The organism is Pararobbsia alpina (assembly GCF_902859895.1).
In the GTDB taxonomy this organism is placed as follows: domain Bacteria; phylum Pseudomonadota; class Gammaproteobacteria; order Burkholderiales; family Burkholderiaceae; genus Pararobbsia; species Pararobbsia alpina.
In genome coordinates this window covers 217,118-242,217 of the sequence record NZ_CADIKM010000005.1, presented here as the reverse complement: position 1 = coordinate 242,217, position 25,100 = coordinate 217,118, and the positions used below count along the sequence as shown (strand labels likewise).

Annotated in this window: 19 protein-coding genes; 11 read left to right on the top strand and 8 right to left on the bottom strand. The window is 60.7% G+C overall.

The window, feature by feature from the left end:
• Positions 1 to 32: 32 nt before the first annotated feature.
• From HV670_RS08375 to HV670_RS08355, 5 genes are all read left to right on the top strand, one after another.
• A complete protein-coding gene (locus HV670_RS08375; RefSeq protein WP_175104287.1) occupies positions 33 to 1,454 on the top strand; it encodes a sensor histidine kinase in 1,422 nt (473 codons plus the stop codon).
• A 356-nt stretch (positions 1,455 to 1,810) separates the two neighbouring features.
• Positions 1,811 to 4,972, top strand: a complete 3,162-nt coding sequence (locus tag HV670_RS08370; protein ID WP_175104286.1) for an efflux RND transporter permease subunit — start codon at positions 1,811 to 1,813, stop codon at positions 4,970 to 4,972.
• A gap of 44 nt (positions 4,973 to 5,016) precedes the next feature.
• Positions 5,017 to 6,252 (top strand): efflux RND transporter periplasmic adaptor subunit, encoded by a 1,236-nt coding sequence (locus HV670_RS08365; RefSeq protein ID WP_217478388.1) that lies wholly within the window; start codon positions 5,017 to 5,019, stop codon positions 6,250 to 6,252.
• On the top strand, positions 6,252 to 7,754 hold the full coding sequence (locus tag HV670_RS08360; protein ID WP_175104284.1) for an efflux transporter outer membrane subunit: 1,503 nt from the start codon (positions 6,252 to 6,254) through the stop codon (positions 7,752 to 7,754). Before HV670_RS08365 ends, HV670_RS08360 begins: the two co-directional genes overlap by 1 nt.
• Positions 7,755 to 8,274: 520 nt before the next feature.
• Entirely contained in the window at positions 8,275 to 8,670 is a 396-nt protein-coding gene (locus HV670_RS08355; protein WP_175104283.1) for a hypothetical protein, read from the top strand.
• Between the two features lie 62 nt (positions 8,671 to 8,732).
• Here HV670_RS08355 and HV670_RS08350 read toward each other — a convergent pair whose 3' ends face one another.
• Entirely contained in the window at positions 8,733 to 9,407 is a 675-nt protein-coding gene (locus HV670_RS08350) for a response regulator transcription factor (protein WP_175104282.1), read from the bottom strand.
• A gap of 352 nt (positions 9,408 to 9,759) precedes the next feature.
• On the opposite strand from HV670_RS08350, the gene HV670_RS08345 reads away from it, so the two are divergent.
• Together HV670_RS08345 and HV670_RS08340 are read left to right on the top strand one after the other, a co-directional pair.
• Positions 9,760 to 10,071 (top strand): DUF4148 domain-containing protein, encoded by a 312-nt coding sequence (locus HV670_RS08345; RefSeq protein ID WP_175104281.1) that lies wholly within the window; start codon positions 9,760 to 9,762, stop codon positions 10,069 to 10,071.
• Between the two features lie 779 nt (positions 10,072 to 10,850).
• Entirely contained in the window at positions 10,851 to 11,312 is a 462-nt protein-coding gene (locus tag HV670_RS08340) for a DoxX family protein (protein ID WP_175104280.1), read from the top strand.
• A 154-nt stretch (positions 11,313 to 11,466) separates the two neighbouring features.
• Here the strand turns inward: HV670_RS08340 and HV670_RS08335 are convergent, their stop codons facing one another.
• Complete coding sequence (locus tag HV670_RS08335; protein WP_175104279.1) at positions 11,467 to 11,724, bottom strand: hypothetical protein; 258 nt, start codon at positions 11,722 to 11,724, stop codon at positions 11,467 to 11,469.
• A 180-nt stretch (positions 11,725 to 11,904) separates the two neighbouring features.
• Between HV670_RS08335 and HV670_RS08330 the strand changes: the two genes are divergently transcribed.
• The 4 genes from HV670_RS08330 to HV670_RS08315 all read left to right on the top strand — a co-directional run bounded on the left by HV670_RS08330 (position 11,905) and on the right by HV670_RS08315 (position 18,063).
• Positions 11,905 to 12,534, top strand: coding sequence for a glutathione S-transferase family protein (locus HV670_RS08330; RefSeq protein WP_175104278.1), 630 nt, complete (start codon positions 11,905 to 11,907; stop codon positions 12,532 to 12,534).
• Between the two features lie 21 nt (positions 12,535 to 12,555).
• Positions 12,556 to 13,221, top strand: coding sequence for a cupin domain-containing protein (locus tag HV670_RS08325; RefSeq protein ID WP_175104277.1), 666 nt, complete (start codon positions 12,556 to 12,558; stop codon positions 13,219 to 13,221).
• Between the two features lie 523 nt (positions 13,222 to 13,744).
• On the top strand, positions 13,745 to 14,923 hold the full coding sequence (locus HV670_RS08320) for a porin (RefSeq protein ID WP_175104330.1): 1,179 nt from the start codon (positions 13,745 to 13,747) through the stop codon (positions 14,921 to 14,923).
• 212 nt (positions 14,924 to 15,135) lie between these two features.
• Positions 15,136 to 18,063 (top strand): FAD-binding and (Fe-S)-binding domain-containing protein, encoded by a 2,928-nt coding sequence (locus HV670_RS08315; RefSeq protein ID WP_175104276.1) that lies wholly within the window; start codon positions 15,136 to 15,138, stop codon positions 18,061 to 18,063.
• A 145-nt stretch (positions 18,064 to 18,208) separates the two neighbouring features.
• On the opposite strand, the gene HV670_RS08310 is transcribed toward HV670_RS08315, so the two are convergent.
• From HV670_RS08310 to HV670_RS08285, 6 genes are all read right to left on the bottom strand, one after another.
• Positions 18,209 to 19,756 (bottom strand): methyl-accepting chemotaxis protein, encoded by a 1,548-nt coding sequence (locus HV670_RS08310; protein WP_246257146.1) that lies wholly within the window; start codon positions 19,754 to 19,756, stop codon positions 18,209 to 18,211.
• An 87-nt stretch (positions 19,757 to 19,843) separates the two neighbouring features.
• Positions 19,844 to 20,344 (bottom strand): aconitase X swivel domain-containing protein, encoded by a 501-nt coding sequence (locus HV670_RS08305; RefSeq protein WP_175104274.1) that lies wholly within the window; start codon positions 20,342 to 20,344, stop codon positions 19,844 to 19,846.
• Entirely contained in the window at positions 20,341 to 21,573 is a 1,233-nt protein-coding gene (locus tag HV670_RS08300) for an aconitase X (RefSeq protein ID WP_175104273.1), read from the bottom strand. Before HV670_RS08300 ends, HV670_RS08305 begins: the two co-directional genes overlap by 4 nt.
• Before the next feature lie 29 nt (positions 21,574 to 21,602).
• Complete coding sequence (locus HV670_RS08295; protein WP_246257144.1) at positions 21,603 to 22,898, bottom strand: MFS transporter; 1,296 nt, start codon at positions 22,896 to 22,898, stop codon at positions 21,603 to 21,605.
• A 295-nt stretch (positions 22,899 to 23,193) separates the two neighbouring features.
• Positions 23,194 to 24,318, bottom strand: coding sequence for an enoyl-CoA hydratase/isomerase family protein (locus tag HV670_RS08290; RefSeq protein WP_246257142.1), 1,125 nt, complete (start codon positions 24,316 to 24,318; stop codon positions 23,194 to 23,196).
• Between the two features lie 66 nt (positions 24,319 to 24,384).
• Positions 24,385 to 24,846, bottom strand: a complete 462-nt coding sequence (locus HV670_RS08285; RefSeq protein ID WP_175104271.1) for a PH domain-containing protein — start codon at positions 24,844 to 24,846, stop codon at positions 24,385 to 24,387.
• Between the last annotated feature and the right edge of the window lie 254 nt (positions 24,847 to 25,100).

Genomic DNA, 25,100 nt, shown 5'->3' with positions numbered 1-25,100 from the left:
GCTTCGCACAATGCAGCGAAGCAGAGGAATCGATGATTGCAACAGACCTGAAGATTTCCGTCCCCTCCTCGAGGTTGGGGCGTCGCTGGCATACCTCAACATTTCGTTGGCTATCCATCTACGCGGTGGTCTTCGTCCTATCCAGCATGTCCCTCCTGAGCTTCGTGGAATTGTCCGTGACTCACGCAATGGAACGGGAAGCGGATAGTGGAATTCGATGGCAACTACGCTACTTCGACTCGCTCGACGATAGCGACGTCTCCTCGGACGTGGGGCGAAGGATCAGGCGCGAGCGGCTGCACTCCGACTACTACGGCTTCTTCGACTCCGATGGACGGCATCTCGCGGGCAACATCACTTCGATTCCTCCCGGCCTCACGCTCGACAACATCATGGAGGCTCATAGCCTGTTCGAAGGCCGCACGGTGGCACTCAGACAGGGGGCGACGACACCGATCGTGCGTGTCATCGGTGAACGCCGTGCCGATGGAACGCAGCTGGTCGTGGCTCGCAATCTTGCCGAGGTCGAGCACATACGCGCCGAGCTGATCAAGGCCTTGATCCTGGGCGGCATGTTGTGCCTCGCAGCGAGCCTGATAACAGCCTTCGTGCTGAGCCTGCGTCAGATGCGCCGCATTGCCGACATGCAACGTGCCACCTTGCAGATTGCACGAGGCGACCTGAAGCAACGCTTACCCGCGGGAGGGGGGGACGAACTCGACATGCTGTCCCACCTGGTGAACTACATGCTCGATGAGGTCGAGCGACTCATGAATGAGGTCAAAGGCGCCTGCGACGGAATCGCGCACGACCTGCGCACACCGCTCGCGCATGTGCGCACCTTGCTTGCCGGTATCACCGATCGCGCCCGAGTCTTTGGCGACGAACGTTTGGAAGGCATGCTTGCTCATGCTCGTCTCGAGACTGAATCGTTGCTGGAGCGATTCCGTGCGATGTTGCGGATTTCAGAAATAGGCGCGTTGCAGCGTCGAGGTGGGTTCGAAATGTTGAGCTTGCAGCGCCTCGTCGATGACTTATGCAATTTGTATCGGCCACTCGCCGAGGAAAGATCCATAAGGCTGCAAAACGGTATGACTGCCGTGCCACCCATCCATGGGGATCGTGCGTTGTTGTTCGAAGCATTCAGCAATCTCCTCGACAACGCAATAAAGTTCGCCCCCAATGGAGGGGTAGTCTGCGTCGAGCTTCAGGCCAGCACTGCCGGGCCGTCTCTTGTCGTATCGGACAACGGGCCAGGTATCCCCGAACATGAGCGCCATGCGGTCCTTCAACGCTTCAATCGGGGTGAAGCGGCTCGGCATGTGGCCGGTTTCGGACTGGGGCTGGGCATTGTGTCGGCGATCATGCGGATGCACGATTTCGGGCTCACGATCGGCAGCGCCAACCCCGGTGCGGTGATGACCGTCGAATGCTGGCCCCATACCCTTGAATAACCGCGGTGACCGATCAAATTAAAAAGTCTTCATGCCTACGTTTCGCGAATGACACCGACACTCGCTTACTCTCCCTCCTCTCAGTGGCGCATCAGGGCACATTTCGCAGCCTGATCGACTCTGTACAGACTCAAGGAAACTGTCATGAAAACATTGCCCAGCACCGCCCTGGTGACGGTCTGATGATTCGGGCGATGCTCACGCACGATCAAGCGAGACGACGTTGCCGCCCATGAGCCTTTTTCGCATGCGAGGACACTCGATGTAGTAGCCGGAAATGGCGATGTGTCTCCTTCTCTAATTGATCGCAGTGTATTTGTTTGCAGATCTCTGTCTGGATTTCCTAACGGCACCCTATGAACGCCATTGTCCTAGTCGCCCTGCGACGACCCTTGACCTTCGTAGTCATGAGCATCCTGATCTTGCTGTTCGGTGGCATGGCGGTGCTCAAGACTCCGACTGACATTTTTCCGAATATCCGCATACCGGTGGTCGCCGTTGTCTGGACCTATAACGGCCTCTCTCCGCAGGATATGTCCGGCCGCGTTATCTATTACTACGAAAGAGCACTGACCGCGACGGTCGATAACATCGAACATATCGAGAGCCAATCGCTCTATGGGCGTGGGATCGTGAAGATATTCTTCCAGCCCGGCACCGACGTCTCCTCCGCGGAGGCAGAGATCACGGCGGCCTCGCAGACCGTGCTCAAGCAGATGCCGGCGGGTATGACTCCGCCGCAGATTCTTTCTTACAACGCCTCATCGGTTCCCGTGCTGGATCTGCAAGTGTCCGCGACAGGTATGTCTGCTTCGCAGGTCTATGACATGGCATCGAATCTGATCCGTCCGCAACTGGTGGCGGTTCCTGGCGCTGCGATCCCCTCACCTTATGGAGGCGCCTCGCTCAATGTCGAGGTTGATCTCGACCAGAAAAAGCTGTTGGCGCATGGCCTGTCGGCCGCGGATGTCGCGCGTGCATTGAATGTGCAGAACGTTGTGCTTCCGGCGGGCGACCAGAAGATCGGCGGTCTCGACTTTATGGTCCAGACCAATTCCACTCCGATTCAAGTGTCGACCTTCAATAACCTCCCGATCAAGACCGTTAACGGCGCCACGGTCTATCTCCGCGATGTCGCATTCGTTCACAGTGGCGCGCCGCCTCAGACCAATGCCGTTCTGGTGAAGGGCAGGCAGGCCGTGCTGATCCAGGTCCTCAAGAGCGGCAATGCGTCTACGCTTGCCGTGGTGGACGGTATCAAGAAAGCGCTTCCCGGCATCATTCGCACGCTGCCGCCGGGAGTCAAGATCACGACGCTGAACGACGCGTCCGGCTTTGTCCGTGATTCGGTGGACGAGGTGATGCAGGAGATGATCACCGCGGCCATTCTCACCGGTCTGACCGTCCTGCTTTTCCTCGGCAGCTGGCGCTCGACGCTGATCGTCGCGACCTCCATCCCTTTGGCTATCCTGTCGTCGGTCCTCGCGCTATCGTGGCTAGGCCAAACGATCAACGTCATGACCTTGGGGGGGCTCGCTCTCGCCGTCGGTATTCTTGTCGACGACGCGACGGTCATGATCGAGAATATCGACTCTCACCTCGAAGCGGGGGCAGAACTCGAACCCGGCATCATCGCGGCGGCCAACCAGATCGTCGTCCCCACTTTCGTGGCGACCCTGTGCATCTGCATCGTCTGGCTGCCGCTATTCCAGCTTGGCGGGATTGCGGGTTTTCTGTTCCTTCCGATGGCGGAAGCGATCGTCTTCGCGATGATCGCCTCGTTTATCCTCTCGCGCACCTTGGTGCCGACGATGGCCGCGTTTTTGTTGCGCGGCCAGGTGGACCAACACAAGCACGGCCATACGACCGATCCAGGCTTCTTTACCCGTTTCCAGCGCGGTTTCGAGCGGCGATTCACTCAGTTTCGTGAGCACTACCAGACTGTGTTGACCCAGCTCGTAGCCAGACGCCGACTCTTCATCGTGGTGTTCGCTGCGGCCTCGTTCAGCTCACTGGGTCTCATCGGCTTCCTTGGACGTGATTTCTTTCCGAGCATCAAGTCCGGCGAGATCGACCTGCATATGCGTGCACCGGTTGGCACGCGGTTGGAGGAAGCATCGAAGATTGCCGTTCTCGTGAATGGCTCGATCCGGCAGATCCTCCCGAATCAGGTGAGCAATGTCTTGGACAATTGCGGCCTGCCGTCGAGCGGCATCAACGAAGCCTACAACTCCACGGGAACGATCGGCCCACAGGATTGCGACATCACGATCAACCTGAAGAATGATCGATCGCCGGTCGACAAGTATCGCTTCATGCTGCGACAGCAACTTCCCAAGCTGTATCCCGGTACCGCATTTACGTTTCTACCGGGCGATATAACGGCAAAGATCCTCAATTTCGGCCTGCCGGCACCGATTGACGTACAGATCTCCGGTCGTGGGCAAGTTGCCAACTTCGCGTACGCGCAAGCGATGGCCGCCCGTATACGGCGCATCCCCGGTAGCGCCGACGTCAATATCCAGCAAGCCTTCGATGAGCCGACCCTGAATGTCGCGGCATCTCGATCCTTTGCCTTGGGCACAGGCGTGACGGAATCCAATATCGCCAACAATGCGCTGGCGACCTTGTCCGGGAGCGGGCAAACGGCGCCTACCTACTGGCTCGATACGAGCTCAGGGGTATCGCATCTGGTCAATATGCAGACACCGCAAGACCAGCTCTCGTCGATGAATGACCTGGAAACCATTCCGATCGACAAGGGCAATGGCGATCCCAGTGGCAACGACACGCAATTGTTGGGGGCACTTAGCCGAATTACCCAGACAGGTACGCCACTGCTGGCCTCGCACTACAGCATCTTGCCGGCGATCGACATTTTCGTGAGCAATCAAGAGCGCGATCTCGGTGCGGTGAACGATGAGGTCGAGCACGTCGTCGCGGACATGAGCCACGACGTTCCGCGCGGTTCCAGCGTGCATCTGCGAGGCCAGGCGCAAACGATGAGTAGCGCGTATGCCCAATTGCTTGCGGGGCTCGCCCTTTCGATCTTGCTCGTCTACCTGGTTATCGTGGTCAATTTCCAGTCCTGGCTCGACCCCTTCATCATCATTACCGCCCTGCCCGCAGCACTGGCCGGAATCGTCTGGAGCCTGTTTCTCACCCACACGACCCTATCCGTGCCTGCGCTCACCGGCGCGATCATGTGCATGGGCACGGCGACCGCCAACTCGATCCTCGTGGTCTCGTTTGCTCGCGAGCGCCTGGCCGAGCATGGCAACGCTGTGGTCGCCGCCATCGAGGCTGGCTACGGCCGTATTCGTCCGGTGCTGATGACAGCGCTCGCCATGATGATCGGCATGCTGCCGATGTCATTCAGCAATACCCAAAACGCCCCGCTGGGTCGCGCTGTGATCGGTGGACTCATGATCGCAACAATTGCAACTCTGCTGTTCGTGCCCTGCGTATTCGCGCTTTTGCACAGCAACAGAAATAAAGACATGGAATCGCACGTATGAGCACTCGTCGACAAACACCCCTCCCGAGTTCCTCCCGAATCCGATTGCTGACGGCGATTGCGGCGCTGATCGTCGTGGGGCTCGTCGCGCTCGGCATTTTCCAGCGGCGCGCCAATGTCGCCAATCTGCGTGACGTCGCTGACGAGGAGTCGGTACCCGAAGTGCAGGTCATCTCCCCTGCCCCGGGACCGGCGACACGCACCGTGACGTTGCCGGGAACGATCAAGGCCTGGTATTCGGCCCCGATCTATGCCCAGGTATCGGGCTACGTGCTCAAGTGGTACAAGGACTATGGTGCGCCAGTGAAAGCGGGCGATTTGCTCGCCACCATCGATGCGCCCGCCGTGGACGAGCAGTATGAGAGCTCGCAGGCGAATCTCGACGTGGCCCAGACCAACTACAACCTCGCCGTAGTGACCGCCAATCGCTGGACGGCGCTGGCAGGTACGCAGGCGGTGTCGCAGCAGGAAGTGGACGTACAGGTTGCCAGTGCCGCTGCGAAGAAAGCCCAGGCCCGGGTGGCGCAGCATGAGGTTGCGCGCTATAAGGTTCTCGAAGGGTTCAAGAGAATCGTTGCCCCGTTCGATGGAATCGTCACTTCGCGCGATACCGACGTGGGCAACTATGTCAACGCCGCGGGCGGCGATGTCAGCGCGCGAGGCGCCGCGGACGAGTTGTTCAGTGTCTCCGACATTCACGAGATGCGTGTTTTCGTGTCGGTACCGCAGGACTATGCCGCGATGCTCAAGCCCGATCTGACCGCCACGCTCTCGCTGCCGCAATATCCAAACCGGACATTCAACGCGACTTATCAAACGACGGCAAACGCCTTCAACCCGCAAACGCGTACCGTGGTGACCGAGCTCCTGGTGCCCAACCCCGATCATCTGATCTGGCCCGGAACGTACGCCGACGTCAAGTTTGTCGTGCCGACGAACCCCGACGTGCTGGTGGTGCCGGAGCAGGCACTGGTGTTCCGCGCGCAAGGCACCCAGGTCGCGCTCGTTGACGCGGACAACAAGGTGCATCTTCAAGACGTTCAGCTCGGCCAGAATTTTGGCCAGACTGTGCAGATCACATCCGGGTTGAAGCGCAGCGACCGGCTGATCACCAACCCCTCGGCCGGCATTCTCGAAGGCGAGACGGTGCGCATTGTCCAGGGTGTGCCAGGCATTGCCCCCGATGCACAATTCCACGCGAACATGGACGCATCAAAGAATTTGACCCCGGCGCAGCGCGCGAAAGTTGAAGCTGCGCGCAACGACGATGCGAGCCAGTAATGCGCAGCTTCCGACCTATCCGCTACCTTGTGTGCCTCACCGTCGTCAGTGCGCTGTCCGGCTGCGATCTGGCGCCCCTCTATACGCCGCCAAGCATGATCCTGCCGGCGCAATACAAGGGTTCCGGGCCGTTTGTCGTCGCGCAGCCGCAAGATCAACTCTCGCACGGCCCATGGTGGCAAGTGTTTGGCAACGCCGAACTGGATCGTCTCGAGACGCAGCTTGATGCGGCGAATCCGAATCTGAAGGCAGCCGAAGAAACGTATACCCAAGCCCGGGACGTCGTCGGCGAAGCGCGATCAGGACTGTTTCCGCAACTTGGCTTGCAAGCGTTTACCAGCGAGAACAAAGAGTCTGTGCATACTCTTTTCAAGAACGCAACCAGCGCCTCCCTCCAGTCGCCGTCGAACGGCTATGGTGCCGTCGCTTCGTGGGAGCCCGATTTCTGGAGCCAGATCCGTAACAGCACCAAAGAGGCCCAGCAGGACGCGCAAGGCGTAGCGGCGCAGGTCGCTTCGGCACGACTGAGCCTGGAGATGGAACTCGCCACCGACTACATGGCGATCCATGGTCTCGATGATGAGCATGCCGTCTATGTGCAGACCATTGCCTCCTATCAGCAGGCGGTCTCGATCACGCAATTGCGCTTTGCCGGGAAAATTGCCGCGGGCATCGATGTCGCTCGCGCTGAGAATCAGCTTTCCTCCGCGCAGGCGTTCGACACCGAGGTGCAAGCACAGCGGGCATTGCTCGAGCACGCAGTCGCGGTACTGGCCGGTGTCAACCCCAGCACCTTCAGCTTGCCGGCGAGCGCGGATGCCCAAATCAGTGTTCCGACAACTCCTGTGGACGCTCCCTCCGCGCTGCTGCAACGGCGCCCTGATATCGCGCAGGCCGAGCGCATGATGGCGGCGGAAAACTCCTCCATCGGGGTATCGCGGGCAGCGTTCTATCCGAACATCCGCCTTAGCGCGATCGCGGGTTTCGAAGATACCGGCTTTGGCCTTGCCTCGCTGCCGAACGCCCTCTGGGCAGTTGGAGCGTCCGCCATGTTGCCGCTGTTCGAGGGGGGTCTACGGAAAGCTGAGTTGCAACAAAGCTGGTCGCAATTCAACCAGGCGACGGATAGCTATCGGGCAACTGTACTGCAAGCCTTTCAGCAGGTTGAAGATAATCTGACACTCACCAGCAAGCTCGCCACTGAGGCCACTCAGCAGGAAGCGGCCCTGCAGGCAGCACTCAAAGTGCAGGACATGTCCCTCAGTCTCTACACGGGTGGCCTGGACAACTATCTGAGTGTCACCGTTGCCCAGATCGCCGCGCTCACCGCACAAATCTCCGAGGTAGAGGTGCAGACACGCCGCTTGCAGACGGCGGTGGGCCTCATCGGCGCGTTCGGCGGCGGCTGGAGTACCGCCGACCTGCCTACGGCAGAGCAGACACTCCCCTTCAATCCGCTGAGCCCGCACGACGCCCCCGGCGATGTGCACGAACCGCACTAGGGGTCTCTCCTCACACGACTTGACTCCTTTGCACATGTACGAAGTTTCATCATCGCGCCGTGCTTTCTTAAGGAAGCACGGCGAGCAGAGCACCATAATTTTTTTTCATTCTAATGCGGAGGTCGGCAATGCGACGCCCAATGAGAACTGAGCTAGTCAGTGAAAATGGTACGAAAGTTGTCCATCTCGAGATCGACACGCATCGGATGCAGCTGGGCGCGGAGGATCTCGATGTGCTGATTGAACAACTTGGTGCGCTTAGAGCCTCAATGCGACCGCCTGTTCCATCGAGCGTATCTCGCACCCACCGATATTCAGTCGAACTCGACCCTAGCTGGTATGCGGAACCCCATCCCGGCTCTGATGCCGTCGTTCTGTTCCTGAGGAATTCCGGTGTGGGATGGGCCGGGTTCGCCATACCCCGGGACAAGGCTCTAAGGTTTTGCGAGGACCTCGCCATCCATGCGAATGCGCCTGCCAGGCCTCTCGGACTGGCTAGTTAAAGAGGAGGAAGTTGCAAGTGCTGAAGCTCGAGATCGTCAACCCCTATGGTGCAAATTCATTGCTTCTTTCGATTGAAGGAAACAGTGTCGTGCTCGACCCCTCCGAGGTCGACGCTTTGATCGAAAATCTAAGCGGCTACCGTTCAGAGATGCAGCCCGCCGTGGATGCGTCGCTTTCTAAATCTCGCCAGTACGTGATTGAGAACAATCCAACCTGGCACATTGAAAGCAACCCACTGCTCGATGGTGCCGTCGTGTTTATGCGCCACACGGGATTTGGATGGAAAGGCTTTGCCATCCCCAGGGAGAGCCTTAAGAAGCTGATTGACGTTGTCTCTACTTATGCGGGTGGCGGGCATGAATCCAGCATCACGCACTATGGGCTGCAGCCGGTTTCAAAGATGCCTAACTGAGGTGGGCATTGAAACCGGTGGCGGGGAAGTCCCAGGCGTCGCGAAGCGTGCGATCATCCGGTTCAGTGGACTAGCCGGTAACCGAAGTGGTTGATGGTTTCGACTTGCGTGGTAAAACCTTGCTGCCGCATCTTCCTGCGTAAGCGGGAAATCACCACGTTCACGCTGGCCGGATCGACGTCATCGGCCTCAGCCCATGCATAGCGAATCAGGTTATCGCGCGCGACCGGCCCGTTGACATGACGCAAGAGGCACTCGATCACCAGGTATTCGCGCTTGGTGACGGAAAGCCGCTGGCTACCTTCAACGAACTCATGCGTCCGCGGGTCCAACCGTGCCAACTCGTCTTGCGGCGACGCCCGCATGTGATGTTGGCTCAGCCGACGCAAGGCGGCGAGCCGCTCCTGCATTTCGATGATCGAGTAAGGCAGGACAAAGCAGGCATCCGCCCCCGCGCGGAGCATCCGGGCACGTTCGCCGGGCGCTGCGTGACCCAGCATCAGAATGGTGGATGGGCGATTCGCCAGCCTTGCGAAAGATGGCAAGGTACTGTGCAACTCGTCCCTTCGCACCTCCTGGCCCACGACGATAACGATGGCGTCGAACGCGTCCTGTGACGCCAGATACATGGCGTCGCGGACGTCGTTTGTGACCTGCAGACTATGAGCGCTCTCGCGCAACGCTTTATGCAGGTATGAAGATTCCGGGCGAGACGTGGAGACAAGCAGAATTCGCATTCGTTAGATCCAGATGTCCCCCTGCGCGCGAGCGGATCGACACATCATGGATGACATCCGCAAAGTCGTGTCCTGTGCCCGCTCGAATGCGAGGAGCAGGTGCATCCGCAACGTTACAACGCAGCGGATAGCCTCTCGGCAACATTTCCATGAAACTTTTTTCATCCCTGCCCGCACGGGCCAAAGCGTCAGGTCGAACGCAAAGCCTTAAACAACTCTTCACTCTCCCGTAAGCGAATTCTGCAAGAGCGATCGCTATTCTTCCTACATGCACTGGCGATCTCGGTCCCGATTCTGTCCGCGGCGCAGAGAAAGGCCAATGCTTCCATCCACTACTTTTGGAGAACTTGGCATGAAGAGGATCACGACACCCTTGATCGCCTGTCTGTTGCTGTGCGGTTCGAGCGTGGCGCTCGCCGCCCCTCACCTCACGCCCCAGCAGTGCAACGACTATCCGTTCAAGCAACCGACGGGCGAGATCACCCACGCCCAATTGAAGCAGGAACTCGAGGAGCTGGAAGCGGTCGGCTATGACCCTTCAGGCGACAACATCAACTATCCGAGCGAATTGATGACCGCCGAAGCGAAAGTGCAAGCTGAGTATCGGCAGGACTGCCTGCCTCTGACGCAGGCTGCGACCCCACAGCCGTCGCAAAACGACTAGCCACCTTCCGCAGCACGTCTGGCCCCCTCGCACAGACGTGCTGCGGCAGTATTGTGCCGCGGGTACCTCTGCGGACGCGCCTCTTGCTCGCGTTGGCGTTGGCGTTGGCGTTGGCGTTGGCGTTGGCGTTGGCGTTGGCGTTGGCGTTGGCGTTGGTCTGCAGCATCCACCGCTTGGATCCGCACACACCAACAGGATCCTCGCAGATGGAGTGGAAACGGCTGTTGATCGACCATTTTCCTTTCACCCGATCTCACCTTCGTGCAGGACGCAGGCTCCCCCTGAGCCCGCCAACGTCGAGTAAGCACGCATATCCATGGAGGAAAAATGCAACCGATTGCATTTTGTTGACGCAGCCTCCATACCGTGTCCAGGCGAAGACGTAGGGGATCAAAATCCCCCGTAAGGTGCTCGTATTGGCGCTTCCAACGAGAAGGTGTTTTGCGTCTAGCGTAAAAAAAATCCGCTGTGTGTGGTAAACCCCTAGTTTTTTAGTTGGTGCTCCGCGCTATATTTGTGCAATCGATTGCGTCGCACTGCGGAATGACTTCCCCCCATGGTTGGCCCCCTCCACGACGCTCGTTGAGTCGACTATGGAAAGGACAACACTCCGAAGATTTGCAGCATGTACTCTGGTAGGCACGTTCATTTGGGGTTGAGCGGAAGGAGTTTCGTGTCGCAACCCCTTATTAATGAAATCCAGACGCCGCAGACATCCTGTCGGCGCAGTTCCTGACCTTGCACGGCCCGGCCTTATTCGTTCACTGACGTTCCCTCTCATGACGCGTTCCCTCGATTCTGGTGTGATCCTCTTAGCACGCATTGCCCTGGCGGTTTTGTTCCTGTGGGGCGGTCTGATGAAACTGGCAGGATATGAAGACTTCGTCGCATACCTGCATTCAGTGGGCCTGCCGTTCGTGTCGATCGCAGCGCCGCTTTCGACCGCTCTCGATCTGATAGGCGGCTTGTTCCTGATCGTCGGCTTCAAGGTACAGCCGCTTGCGCTGGTCATGGCGGTCTATACGGTAGCCACGGCGATCCTCGGACACGATTTCTGGAACATAGCCGATCCCGTCATGCACCACGACATGACCGTCCACTTCTGGAAAAACATCGGCATTGCGGGGGGGTTCTTGCTGCTAAACGTGACGGGAGCGGGCCGTATCAGTGTCGACAATGCACGCGCCGCAGAGGGGGTTGGGTCACTGACGAGTCACCGCGGCAGCACCCGCGCCGGGTGACGGCGAGACAGGCGTGAATGGGCGAAAATTCCCCATCGAAGAAAAGGCCCTTCACTCCTCTGAGCCGTCCGCTTAGGCTGGCTCTATCGTGGTCATAGCAAAAGCCCCGCGCTCCTATCGCGGGGAGAACCCGTGGATCATTTGCCCACCCAGCTCAATGACGAGCACAGCCTATGCGAGTTGCCAGCATCGGGCGTGAGATTTTCTCCTCAATCGATTCGGGCTCGCAGTTCAGATAGCCGCCGATCACCAGCGCACTGCGTCGAGAATCATCCGGGTTGAGTTGTGCCCCTGAAACGGGCGATATAGAACCCTCTTTCTGATGATGCAGCCTGGCCGTCAGTCCCTTTTCTTTCTGTGCGCAATAGAACGCACAATAAAAGAGTCGTTCGCCATCCGTAGATTTCGACATCTCTGTTCTTGCTCCTGCACATGAGCTCGCGCACAAGTGCGCAGCTGGCCGGCCGGACTCGCCTTCCCTACCGTTAGCATGCCTGCACGTATGGCAAGAAGTATGTAGACTCAAACAGGGCCGTGCTGTGAGCCCGTCCCTATATCAGCTTGTTGAATATCATGTATCGGAGCATTAGAAGTGAAGATTTACGACTTTAAAGGTTTCGCCAATCCCGCTCGGGTTCGTATCGCAGTAGCAGAGAAAGGCCTGACCGACCAGATCGAATTTGTTCATGTCGATCTGCCTAACGGCGCACACAGGACTCCGGAGTTTTTTGCAAAGAATCCTTCAGGCACGGTACCCGTGCTTGAGCTCGATGACGGCACGACGATCTCCGAGTGCACCGCGATCACCGTGTACCTCGACCACGTGCAGGGCGAGTCGACGCTTACGGGCCGCAACGGCAAGGAGCGTGCGATCGTTCACATGATGCAGCGCCGGGCCGAAGCCGAACTGATGGACGCCCTGGGGACCTACTTCCACCACGCCACACCGGGTTTGGGTGCAGAGATCGAGCTCTATCAGAACCGCGAGTGGGGCGAGAAAAACCTCAAGCGCGCAATGGCCGGCATGCACTATCTGAACCAGGTCTTGAGCCGACAACCCTACCTTGCTGGCGAGAGTTTCTCCATGGTCGACATCACCGCATTCGCCGGCCTGGGTCTCGCTGATTTCCTGAAGATCGACGTACCCGATACACTGACGAATCTCCAGGCGTGGCGCGCCCGCGTCGCAGCGCGGCCAAGTATCGCGGCTAGCCAAGCCTGAACTCGGGAACGCCGTAGCGCGATGGAACTGAACGCAGACTTCACCCGGCGCGTTGCGGTACACGCCGCCCATCTTCCCTGGGTGCCCTCTCCCGTCATCGGCATCGAGCGGCGTATGCTCGACCGCATCGGCGCCGAGGTTGCTCGTGCTACGTCGATCGTGCGCTATGCTGCCGAGAGCCGCTTCAATGCGCACACCCATGGCGGGGGCGAGGAGTTCATGGTGCTCGACGGAGTCTTCTCCGACGAGCATGGCGATTTCCCCTCAGGTTCCTATGTGCGTAATCCGCCAGGCTCGACTCATACGCCGGGCTCGCAGCAGGGCTGCACGATTTTCGTCAAATTGCGGCAGTTCGACTCAGAGGACCGCACGGTTGTGCGTATCGACACGGGCAAGCTTGAGTTTCTCGCTGTGCCGACACGCCCAGGCGTCCATCTGATGCCGCTGCATGCGGATGCGCACGAAGACGTGCGCATCGAGCGATGGGCGCGTGATGCCGCGATTGAGTGGGTCGTGGATGGCGGGATCGAACTGTTGGTACTCGACGGCAGCTTCGAGGAAGGCGGCGAAAGGTTCACCCCCCAATCTTGGCTCAGGCTCCCTCCAGGAGCATCGCTGCATGCGACTGCAGGCGCCTATGGCTGTCGAGTCTGGGTCAAGACCGGCCACCTCGCCCGTCTGGGCTAGCGGTGTTGGTCGTTCCACTGTTTTTCAAGTGAGATCGACACAGAGCTGGCCCTCCCCGCCAGCCCTGTTTTTTCTTGGCAAAACGCTCGCCAACCCTCAAACTTAAAATATATTTAATAAACGACGGCCATTCGTTCATTAAAATTTCACGCAGTCATTCGCTGAGGACTTCTTATTCAGCGCCTGTTTATTACATCACTAAGACCCTACTAAAAAAACGTATTTTCCGCATGTGGCGAATTTGAGACACGAGGGGGAGAGGCTCATCGGAATTGAGCGTTGGCGCGGGCCGCGGTCGAGCGGATTGCCTTGAATCTTGTACCGCGAACAACCGTTAGCCGGTAACGACACAGGATTGTTAAAGATTTGTGAAAATCCCGATCCGAATTTGAAATTGGGATTTTCCAAAATGCTGCATCCATCGCAATTAACCCAAACTTTATACTCCACGCGTTCTTTCCAGACCGATCGCCGATCGCTCAACGAGGAAGATAAACTTGGAATGGAGTGTGGTTTGATCAAGATGCGATATCTGGCCGCTGTGTCGGCCATGGTTGTGGCGGGGGCCGCACATGCTCAAAGCAGCGTCACGCTTTTCGGGATTGTCGACACCGGTCTCGTGTATCAGAGCAATGCACGCGTGACGGGCTCCCCGACGCAAGGGTCGAGCTTCTATTCGATGCAAAGCGGAAACCTCTCCACCTCGCGCTTTGGCGTGCGCGGCTCGGAAGACCTCGGCGGTGGCCTGAGCGCGGTGTTCTGGCTCGAGAACGGCTTCGCCACGAACACGGGTGCCGCGAAGAACGGTGGAGACTTGTTTGGCCGGCAAGCGTGGGTCGGTCTGCGCTCGAGCGAGTACGGTACGGTTACGCTCGGCCGTCAATACGATTTCATGGTCGACTACGTCGCACCGATGAGCGCGACGGGTTCGGGTTTCGGCGGCAATCTTGCCGACCATCCGTACGACAATGACAACCTTGACAACGACATGCGTCTGAACAATTCGATCAAGTTCAGCAGCGTCTCGGTCAACGGTTTCAAGGCCGGGGCGATGTATGCGTTCTCCGATGACGCTGGCGCGTTCAACATGGATAGCGCATTCAGCATGGGCGCGAGCTATTCGTATGGCGCGTTCAATGCCGCGGCCGCGTATATTCAAGTCAACCGTACGGCCAACGCAGCCAACCTCGTAGGCGCCGTGAGCAACGGCGACGGCGACGCGCTGACGACGGGCGGCGACCAACAAATCTTCGGCGCCGGTGTCCAGTACAAGTTCGGCCAGTCGTCCATCGGCGCCATCTGGACCCATTCTGTCACTTACAACGTGACAGGTCTCTGGCAGGGTGGCAGCACCGCCACCGGCGCGCTCAGTGGCAGCTATATGAAGTTCGACAACTTCGAACTGAACGGCCGCTATTTCGTGCACCCGAATTTCGCCCTTGGCGCGTCCTACACGTACACGACGGGTGGGTTCGGCGGGGCGACGGGCACTTCCACGGATGCCTCGCCGCATTGGAACCAGGTGATGGCTCAGGCCGATTACCTGTTTTCGCCGCGCACCGATGTCTACCTGGAAGGCGTCTATCAGCGCGTCAGCGGTGGAAACGGCAATTCCGCGTTCGATGCCAGCGTCTATAGCCTGGATCCCTCCGCGAACAACCAACAAGTGGTCGTCTCGGTTGGCATGAGGCATCGCTTCTAATCGGCGAGCAATCCCTCGGCCCTGCCGCGCGCCGCCAGGCGCACTGCAGGACGATGGGTTTCCCGTCTGACGTGGTGCGGCGAATTGCCCACGGTCAACGGGCCGCCTCTCACGACGAATTCATGTCTGGGGGGTAAGATCGTCGATGGACGCCCGTCGCCGCATGCAACGACATGCGGCGACGGGCGGCAACATGCGCCGATACCTCTCTCATGACCTCCGCCCTCGAAACCGCTCCGACTTCCCGGCAAGACCTCAATCAGCTCGTCAGACTCCGGCAACTGCTCGCCGATACGGGCGCCGACGTCCGTTTCGATTCAGGCACCCGCGCAGCCTACGCATCTGAAGCATCGAACTACCGGCAAGTGCCGCTCTGCGTCGTCCTGCCACGCACGATCGACGAACTCGTCGGCGCCGTGCGGGCCGCCAACGAAGCCCAGGCAGCCGTTCTGCCCCGTGGCGCCGGCACCTCCATGTGCGGCCAGTCAGTCAACACCGCCGTCGTGCTCGACCATTCGATGCACCTGAACTCGATCGTCTCGATCGACCGGGACCGGCGCCTCGCGATCGTCGAGCCCGGCGTCGTCTGCGATCAACTCAATACCGCAGCCGCCCACCATGGCCTCGCATTCGGCCCCGATCCCGCCACCCATAGCCGATGCACCCTCGGCGGCATGATCGGCAATAACTCTTGCGGCGCGCACTCGGTACGCGCAGGCAAGACCGCCGAAAACGTCGAGCGCCTCGAAGTGCTGACCGTCGACGGTGAGCGCTTCTGGGTCGGACCGACCGACGACGCCACGTATCGCTCGCACCTCGCCGCGGGCGGACGCCGCGCCGACATCGTGCGCGCACTCAAGACTCTTGCCGATGACTATGCCGATGCGATCCGCACCGGCTTCCCGACCATCAAGCGGCGCGTCTCCGGCTACAGCCTCGACCAGCTGCTTCCCGAGAATGGCTTCAATATCTCGCGTGCCGTGGTCGGCTCCGAGGGCACCTGCGTCACCGTGCTCCAGGCGGAAATGCGCTTGATCGAACGCCTGCCCGCGCGCGTGCTCGTGGTCTACGGATTTCCGGATATCTATCTTGCCGCCGACGCCGTGCCTCAGTTGCTGCCCCTCGGCGCGGTCGCCATGGAAGGCCTCGATACCGGCATCATCGGCGGCTTGCGCGAACGCGGCCTCGCCCTCGCCGATATCGCGGAGTTGCCGGAAGGCTCCGCCTGGCTGATGGTTGAATTCGGCGCGGCGACACACGCCGAGGCCCTTGCGGCAGGCGAACGGGCACAAGCGCTTGCACAGGATCTGCCCGGTACGCCAACCGTGCGCCTCTGCGCCGACGAAGGCCTGATCAAACGGCTCTGGTCGATCCGTGAGACCGGCGCATCAGCCACCTCGATGGCGATCAACGAGAATGCCGCGGACCCTGTCGTCGGCTGGGAAGATGCGGCCGTCGAACCCGCCCAGCTCGGCGCGTATCTGCGCGAGTTCGCGGCACTCGTGGAACGCTACGGTTATGTGACGAACCTCTACGGCCACTTCGGCGACGGCTGCGTGCATGCGCGGATCACCTTCAATCTCAAGACCCACGAGGGCATCGCGCAGTGGCGTGCGTTCCTCACCGAAGCCGCACACCTCGTCGTCCGATACGGCGGCTCGTTGTCCGGCGAGCATGGCGATGGGCAGGCCAAGGGCGAACTGCTGCCCATCATGTACCCACCCGAGCTGATCGAGGCGTTTCGCGCGTTCAAGCGGATCTGGGACCCGCACGGCCGCATGAACCCCGGCAAATTGATCGATGCGCATCGCGTCGATGAGAACCTGAGACTTGGCCCCGGCTACCGGCGCAACACCTTGGCAACGCACTTCCGCTATGCAGGCTCGGATGCCCCCCTCGCCTTCGCACGCGAGACCGAACGCTGCATCGGCATGGGCAAGTGCCGTTCACTCGAGGGCGGAGCCATGTGCCCGAGCTATCGGGCCACACGTGAAGAAGCCTATTCGACTCGCGGCCGTTCACGCCTGCTTTTTGAAGCACTGAGCGGCGATACGCTCGACGACGGCTGGGACAACGATGCGCTAAAGGACGCCCTCGACCTCTGCCTCGCCTGCAAGAGCTGCAAGACCGAATGCCCGACGCACGTCGACATGGCGACCTACAAAAGCGAATACCTGGCGAAGTACTACACGCGAAACCGGCGCCCGCTGCTCGATACGCTGATCGGATGTCTCGGCGAGTGGCTGCCACACGCTGCACGCGCCAGCCGCCTCTTCAACGGCGTGATGCGCAATCCGCTCGCACGATCGGTCGCCGCTCGCGTGGGCTTCGCACGAAGCGCATTGTTTCCGGAGATCGCGGCAACGACGTTCCGCAAGACGGACACGGCAGCGCGCGTACTCGCGAATACTGCACCCGCGCCGGATACACACACCGTGCTGCTATGGACCGATACCTTCAACAGTCATTTCAGTCCTGAGGTCCTCGAGTCCGCGGTTCGCGTACTTGAAGGCGCGGGCTTTCACGTCGAACTGCTGAGCAAGCATATCTGCTGCGGCCGGCCCTACTACGACGCCGGCATGCTCGAACCCGCGAAGCGCAACCTGCTCGATATCCTCGACGCGCTCGACACCGTGCTGGCCCGCAAGATTGCGCTCGTCGTGCTCGAGCCGAGCTGCCTGTCCGTGTTTCGCGACGAGCTTCGTTCGCTGCTTCCCGATGACGATCGCGCACAGCAGCTGGCTGCACTCGCATGCACGCTGGGCGAACTGCTTGCGAAGTCCGGCACGGCCGTCCCCGCGCATCCACAAACGGAGAAAGCCTACCTGCATGGTCATTGCCATCAGAAGGCATGTGGCGGCATGGGCGGCGAGACCGCCTTGTTCGCACGCCTCGGCATCGAAGCAAAACTGCTTTTGACCGGATGCTGCGGCATGGCCGGTGCCTATGGCTATCAGGCAAAGACGGCCGACGTTGCGGCAACGATCGGCGCGACCGAATTCAAGCCGCATCTCGACGCATTGCCCGCGGATGCCTGCCTGATCACCGACGGGTTCAGTTGCCGCTCGCAGGCACTCAAGGCCGGGGGCCGCAAGGCACTGCATCTTGCGCAGTTTCTGGACCCGCAACGGTCGTCCTGAGCTGCCCGGCTGGCAAGCGCAAGCGTTTCATGCGGGCGCTTGCCTCGATGCACCTGGAACGCCGTGCGAACTGCGTCGCCGATCGCGTGTTACCCGCCCCCCTCCACTGCGCCCTCTTGAATCGTTTTCTCAGCCCCGCGTCCGCTCAGGCCGCCTGAGCGAGCTTGAACACGGAGACCGCATCGAGCAGTTCTTCGGCCTGTTGTGCCATGGACTGCGCGGCGGCGGATGCCTGTTCGACGAGCGCGGCGTTCTGCTGGGTCACCTCGTCCATCTGGCTGACCGCGCGGTTGACCTGCTCGATGCCGGTGCTTTGTTCATCGGATGCCGCCGAGATCTCGCTCATGATGTCGGTCACGCGCCGCACCGACTGTACGATCTCGGTGATCGTGCTGCCCGCCTCGTCGACCAGCTTCGAGCCGGCATCCACACGGGTCACCGACTCGCCGATCAACTCCTTGATTTCCTTCGCCGCGCTCGCACTGCGCTGTGCAAGCGTGCGGACTTCACCGGCCACCACGGCAAAGCCGCGGCCTTGCTCACCCGCCCGTGCCGCTTCCACCGCCGCGTTCAAGGCCAGGATATTGGTCTGGAACGCGATCCCTTCGATCACGCTGATGATGTCGGCGACCTTGACTGAACTGTCGGAGATTCCGTGCATCGTCTCGACCACCCGACCCACGACTTCGCCGCCGCGCTGGGCGATTTCCGATGCGGTGCCCGCGAGCGCGGTCGCCTGTTTTGCGTTGTCGGCGTTCTGACGAACGGTTGCGGTCAGCTGCTCCATGCTCGAGGCCGTTTCCTCGAGTGAGGCTGCCTGCTCCTCGGTACGCTGCGACAGATCGTTGTTGCCTTGCGCGATTTCGTCGGCCGCGAGCGAGATCGAGGTGCTCGACTGCTTGATGCCCTGGACGATCGACGTCAGCTGGTCTCGCATCATGCTGAGCGAATACATCAGGCTCGTGCGGTCTCCCGCCTTCAGCGGCACGGCGACACTGACATCGCCGGCGGCGATATGCGCGGCCAGCGCCGCCGCCTCGCGAGGTTCGCCGCCGAGTTGCTTCGACAGATTGCGTGCGATGAACAGCGCAATCCCGAGTGCAAGGATCACGGCTGCCGCGATCAGCCCAAGCACGAAGACGATTGCATGCGAATACGCCTCGTCGGCCGCCTGCCCCTCGCGCGCCGCACCCGCGGTTTCGAAATCGACGATCTGGAGGATGTCCTTCTCGAGCGTACGGCGCACCGCGTTCGCCGAACCGTGCAGCAGCGTGGTGGCTTCGTCCCGCTTGCGCTCCTTCGCCATCGAGCGGACCTTCTGGTCCAGGTCCATGTATTGCGGGATCAACGTCTGGATATGCGCATACGCGGCCTTCTCCTCGGGGTAGGCCATGAGCTTCGCGAACGCGCTGGAGGAACGGGCATAGTCGGCCAGCGCAGCCCCGATGATCTTGTCTGAATTCTTGTCACCCTCGGGTGAATCGGCGGCGACCGCGCCCCATTCGCCGATCCGGATCGCACGCAGGCCGGCAAGCATTTGCAGGCTGCTGCGTACCGATGGCAGCCAGTTGTCGCGAAGCTGGGCCACGTGCTGGTTCTCGGCATTGACCTCAACGAGCGCGACACTCCCGAGCCCGACCAGCAGCACGATCACGGCGGAAAAACCCAGGATCAGCTGGGAGACCACTTTCATGTTCTTGAATGCCTGCATGATGCCCACCCCGTTTATTGTTTATTGTTTTGGTGACGCCAGACAAATGCCCTACAGATCAACGCAGATTCACAAAAAGCGGACTTTCGATTCTGCCTGAGCTCCTGCTGGTCCATGCGCTCCGGCGGCCTGCGAGCCGGCATCCGCGCCCCCTTGCGCCGTGCCGATCACGCGCAGGGTTCGCGCTTGCGGATCGATTTCGACGATCGCCCCATGCGGCACGGCAGCGGTCACGTCTTCGTCGAAGCCCGCGAGCATGCTGATGCCGCCGAGCGCCGCGCCCTGCACGAGAATCGGATTGACGCTGTTGAACACGATCGCGAGCGGCACCATGTCGCGCGACTGCATTTCGTTGAGCATCCACGCGCTCGCGACACCGCCCTTGGCCGTGTCCAGCACAAGAATCCGGCCCACGTACGACTGCCCCGCGAGTTTGTGCGTTGGCCGGGAAAAGACGCCGCGCAGACGATTCAAGTCATAGCGCGCCGAGAATCCATCGTTGGCGACGAGCGCCTCGCCCGAGACTTTGCGGCCCATCGCATGGCGCGCGGTCAGTACCCGATCACTCATTTCAGTTCTCCCGTTTCAGCGGCACGGATGCACTCTTCCATCGAGGCCAGCATCGGCACATAGCCATATCCGCCGAGAATATTGACCAGCTTCGCGCTATTGGTCGCGAGCCGCTTCCAGCCTTTCGCTTCGGCGATCTCGCGTGCGTAGGACTGGTAGAAACACATGCCGGCCAGCACGGTGCCGCCCGCGGCCTCGATCCGTCCGGTGTAGCCGAAGCGGTCCGCATCGGGCTTGACCTGCGGACTCGTGACGGCGAGCATCGGCACCTTGAAGCGGCGGTCGTCGCACAGCGCCGCCAGCGAACGCAATTCGTACAAGCTCAGTTGAGGGGCCGAGAACACCACGACATCGACCTCCTTGCTGACGTGATAGCTGCGCGTCAGCGCGTCGATATCCCCGCGACCGACCCGCTGCGGGGCCAGCTTGTCCCCGCCGGTATCGGTGAGGCGCGAGGCTTCGGGCGTGATGCCGACCATGTGGAACATGGCGACCGAACCGAAGCTCGCCATCGCGGCACCAAAGTGCTTCAGCTCGTCCGAGCTCGGCGCGGTATCGATCCCCTCGATCACGGGCACATGCCAGTAGTTGCCGGCGAGCCTTCCGATCACACCGCCGAGCGCCCCCCACTCGTTGAGCGTGCGCGGCGTCCAGTCGACCTGCACGCGCAAGGTGGCCTGCCGCTGCGCGTCGAGATGAAAGCCGTAGCGCGGCGTGCGTCCCGTCAATCCCGCCGATAGCGCGGAGGGTCCACCCTCGTAGTTCGAACGCGCGCCGCTGACGGAATTCGAATAGATCACGACGCCGGTATCGCCAAACGCGACGTGCTCGCCTCGCGTCGCCGCGAGCACGGTCTGATAGTTGATGCAGGTGTCCGTCATGCTGACGCCGAGCTTGACGAATGCGGCAATGGCGCGCCGTTCGAGTTCGAGCATCCACTCGTCCTGGCCGAGCATGCCGGCATGGGCGAAGTCCGTGCCGCGCGGATCGGTGATCGTCGGCACACGCACCTGATGACGACCGTCCTTCACGTCGCAAAGCTTCTCGAGCCACATGACGCCGGCCTGGCCCAGACTTTCCGTATCGGCCATCACATGAGCCTGAGTGATCGGCACAAAGTCCCGGGCGCCGAAAAAGTCGCCGACCGCGATCTGGTGTTGCAGGGCAATCTGGGCGACCTCGCCCATTTCACCCGCGAGCATCGCCTGTTCTTCTTGATCAAGTTGCATAGTCTAGGTCCATTACAGCGTGATACCGGTCAGCAAGCCTCTGCCTGAACGTCGAACGGGACGGCATCGGGTTCGACGAACGGCCGGTCGGGACGCATCCAGAACGACGTCACGATACCGACCAGCAGCAAGCCGATCGACAGCGCGAACGGCAGATGCCAGTCGCCCGTCAGATCGATGATGTAGCCGAACACCAGCGGCGAGAGAATCCCCGCGAGCCCGAAGCCGATGTTCATGAAACTGCTCGCGGTCCCCGCATAGCGCGGGGCGATATCCATCGGCACGGCCCACAGCGGCGCGATCACGAGTTCCATCGAAAGGAAGGCGAGGCACAGGCAGGCGGAGACGACCGTGAGATCTTTCACGAGCAGCACGGGGCCGAGGAAGACGAGCGACCCGGCCAGGCCGAATATGATGACGTTGCGGCGTGCCTTTTGCAGATCACCGGTGCGCTTGTAGATCCGGTCGCTGACGATACCGCCGAGCGTATCCCCGATGATGCCGGCGACAAAGATGCCGGAGGTGAACAGCGCCGAGTTGCGCAGGTTCAGGTGATAGCTGTGCAGGAAGAACGATGGCAGCCAGGTCAGATAGACCCACAAGGTCCAGGCGTAGCAGAAGTCGACGATGGTCAGCGGCAGGATCCGGCGCAGCAAGCGGCGCACGGGAATCCGCGTATTGCGAGTGTGAACGGTCACCGGCGGCAAGGCGGTGAGTTCATCGGGTCTCACGCCGCGATGGGTCGACGGCTCGTCGCGAAAGTAGGCGTACCACGCGATGACCCAGATGAGGCCGGCCACGCCCGCGAAAATAAATGCGGCGCGCCAGCTCCAGAGCGCGATCAGCATCACGACGATCGGCGGCGTCAGGGCATTGCCGAGCCGCGAGCAGGCATGAGTGAGACCTTGCGCAATCCCCCGCCGCTCGGCCGGCAGCCAGCGCGACATCGCCGAAGTCGCGGTCGCGAGCGAGGGCGCTTCGCCGAGCCCGAGCAGGAAACGAAATGCCGCGAGCGTGGCAAGACCGCCGGCGAACGCCGTCAACGCCGAGGCGAATGCCACCAGCAGCCCAAAGCAGGCCAGCACGCGGCGCGGCCCGAAACGGTCGCCGAGCCAGCCGCCCAACAACTGCACGATCGCATACGGATAGGCGAAGGCGGAGAACGCGAAGCCGAGCTGGGTATTGCTCAGATGCAGATCGTGGCTGATGGCCCCCGCAGCAGTCGAAATGTTGACGCGATCCGAATACTGAAGGAGATACAGCAGGCAAATCAGGAGTAGCACGCAGTCGGCGGCACTCAATCTCCAGCGACGTGCTGTCTGCACGGCTTCCCCTCTTGTTATGAAGCACAATCAATCAGACTGCCGAACTAACCGCCACCCCTGCCGATTGGCACCCGCGAATGCCTCCGCAAACGTTACACCGACAGTTACAAAGCACGCCGGGCAGCTGACGCCATTCCTACAAAACGATTACCTTGTCATAACAACGCTCAGCTAGGTAAACGGCGACAATTTCGTAAACTTAAATAATTCTCCATGCGGCTTGATCTGCGGAAATCTGGTTTCCAAAGATCATTTGTCGTAAATGTGCCTCATCGTCCTTTCATTCCCTGCTCTTTCACCCATAGCGCCTGCCCGGCCCATCTCCAAGGTCGCTCAGCGGATGTGCCCCGCCGTGCCACGCTGAATCAAAAAAGTCTTGCACGCGGCCGGCATCGACCGCGTCGAGCGTCGGCGGCACCCACCGCGGCATGCCGTCCTTGTCGACCAGCCGCGCCCGCACGCCTTCGAGGAAATCGCCGTCCCGGATGGACCGGGTCACGAGGTCGAACTCCATCTGGAAGCAGGCGCCCAGCGTCATCTGCCTGCCGCGGATCAGCGCCTCGCGGGTGACATTCAATGCAAGCGGAGAACCGGCCTTGAGCGCCGTGAGTGTCGCTTCGACCCAGGCACGCTGTTCCGATGGGATGGGCTGCGACGCATCGGATTCGAGCGAGGCAACCATGTCTTCGAGCGACGCCTGCGCAGCGAAATGCCGGCGGATCAGCGGCAGCAAGGCTTCGATCGGTGCAGGCGGACGGACATCCGATGGCGGGACAAAAATCCTGGCGAGCGGGTCCAGCGACGATGCGTCCTCGAGCGTATCGAGCCGCGATTCGAAATCGCGCAGCCATTCGCCCGGTACGCAGGCATCCGCGAGATTGCACGCCACCGCGTCGGCTCCGCTCAAGGTGACGCCTGTGAGGCCGACGTAAAGCGCGAGCTCGATGGGCATCGTATTCAGGAAATACGTCGCGCCGACGTCGGGAACCAGCCCGATACGCGCCTCCGGCATCGCGATCTTGCTGCGCTCGGTGGCAATGCGCAGCGGCACGCCCTGCGCGAGTCCCATACCGCCGCCCATCGTGACGCCGTCCATCAATGCGACGACCGGTTTCGCAAAGGTGTGCAAGGCGAAGTCGAGCCGGTATTCGTCGATAAAGAACTGCGGCCAATCGACCTCGGAATCTTTTGCCTGATGGTAGAGCGCGCGCACATCTCCGCCGGCGCAGAAACCTTTGGCGCCGGCACCGCGCAGGACTAGGGCATCGATCTGTTCGTCATTGCGGCACGTGTCGAGACAGGCGGCAAGCTCACGAACCATGTCACGGTTCAGTGCGTTCAGCGCCGATTCGCGATTCAGCGTGATGATCGCAAGCCGGTGACTCACGTGGAAAAGGATTGTCTCTGCTGTATCGGCCATGGATGAAGGCATCCAGCGCGTTGCGTCGCGTCGCGTTCGGAGAAGTAGGCCCGCGCCTGCGCGGATCTACCGTTCCTGACGGATTGCCACTGCCTCTTCGAGCCGCGTGCGCAACTGATCGGCGTGCCGGATGCCCGGCAGGCGCCGGACAGGGTGAGCGGGATCGTCCGTCATCAGGATGACCGAGCCCGTGCCGAGCATCCCTTGCCACCACGGATGGACCGACGAGACGCGCCGGATCCGCGCGAGTTCGAGGCTGTACACACGGCGGCGCAGGATGCCTTGCGTCCAGGTGATTCGCTCGGTATCGACGACGATTTCGGTAAAAGCGGTCTTCAGGATCGGCAAACCGACGCCGACCATGACCGCGACGATTTGCGCGAACAGCAACTGCCAATGGAACGGGAAATAGCCAGCCGTGCAGAGATGGATGCCGAAGATGAGCGCGACGACCGCGCTCCCCTTGAAAAGCGCCGGAATATTGATGACCTGCGACGGCGCACCTTTGAAAATCACCTGATTGGCCATCGCGCGGCTCTCTCTTTGCTAAGTGGGTCGTACCACAAATGGGCGGACAAGTGTCAAGTATAGTCCTTGCCAGCCGCCCCCGCGGCAAGGTCGGCAGCCATCATGAAATCCGACGCGGCGAACTTGGAAACCGCAGTGGCCAGATGTGCCAGAATACAGTGACCTACGACCCTTTGCGCCTGGACTACTGACGAACAAGCACCACGCAGGCGATCCGGCTTTCGCTCGGCTTACTCGGTGACCCGAGCGGAACC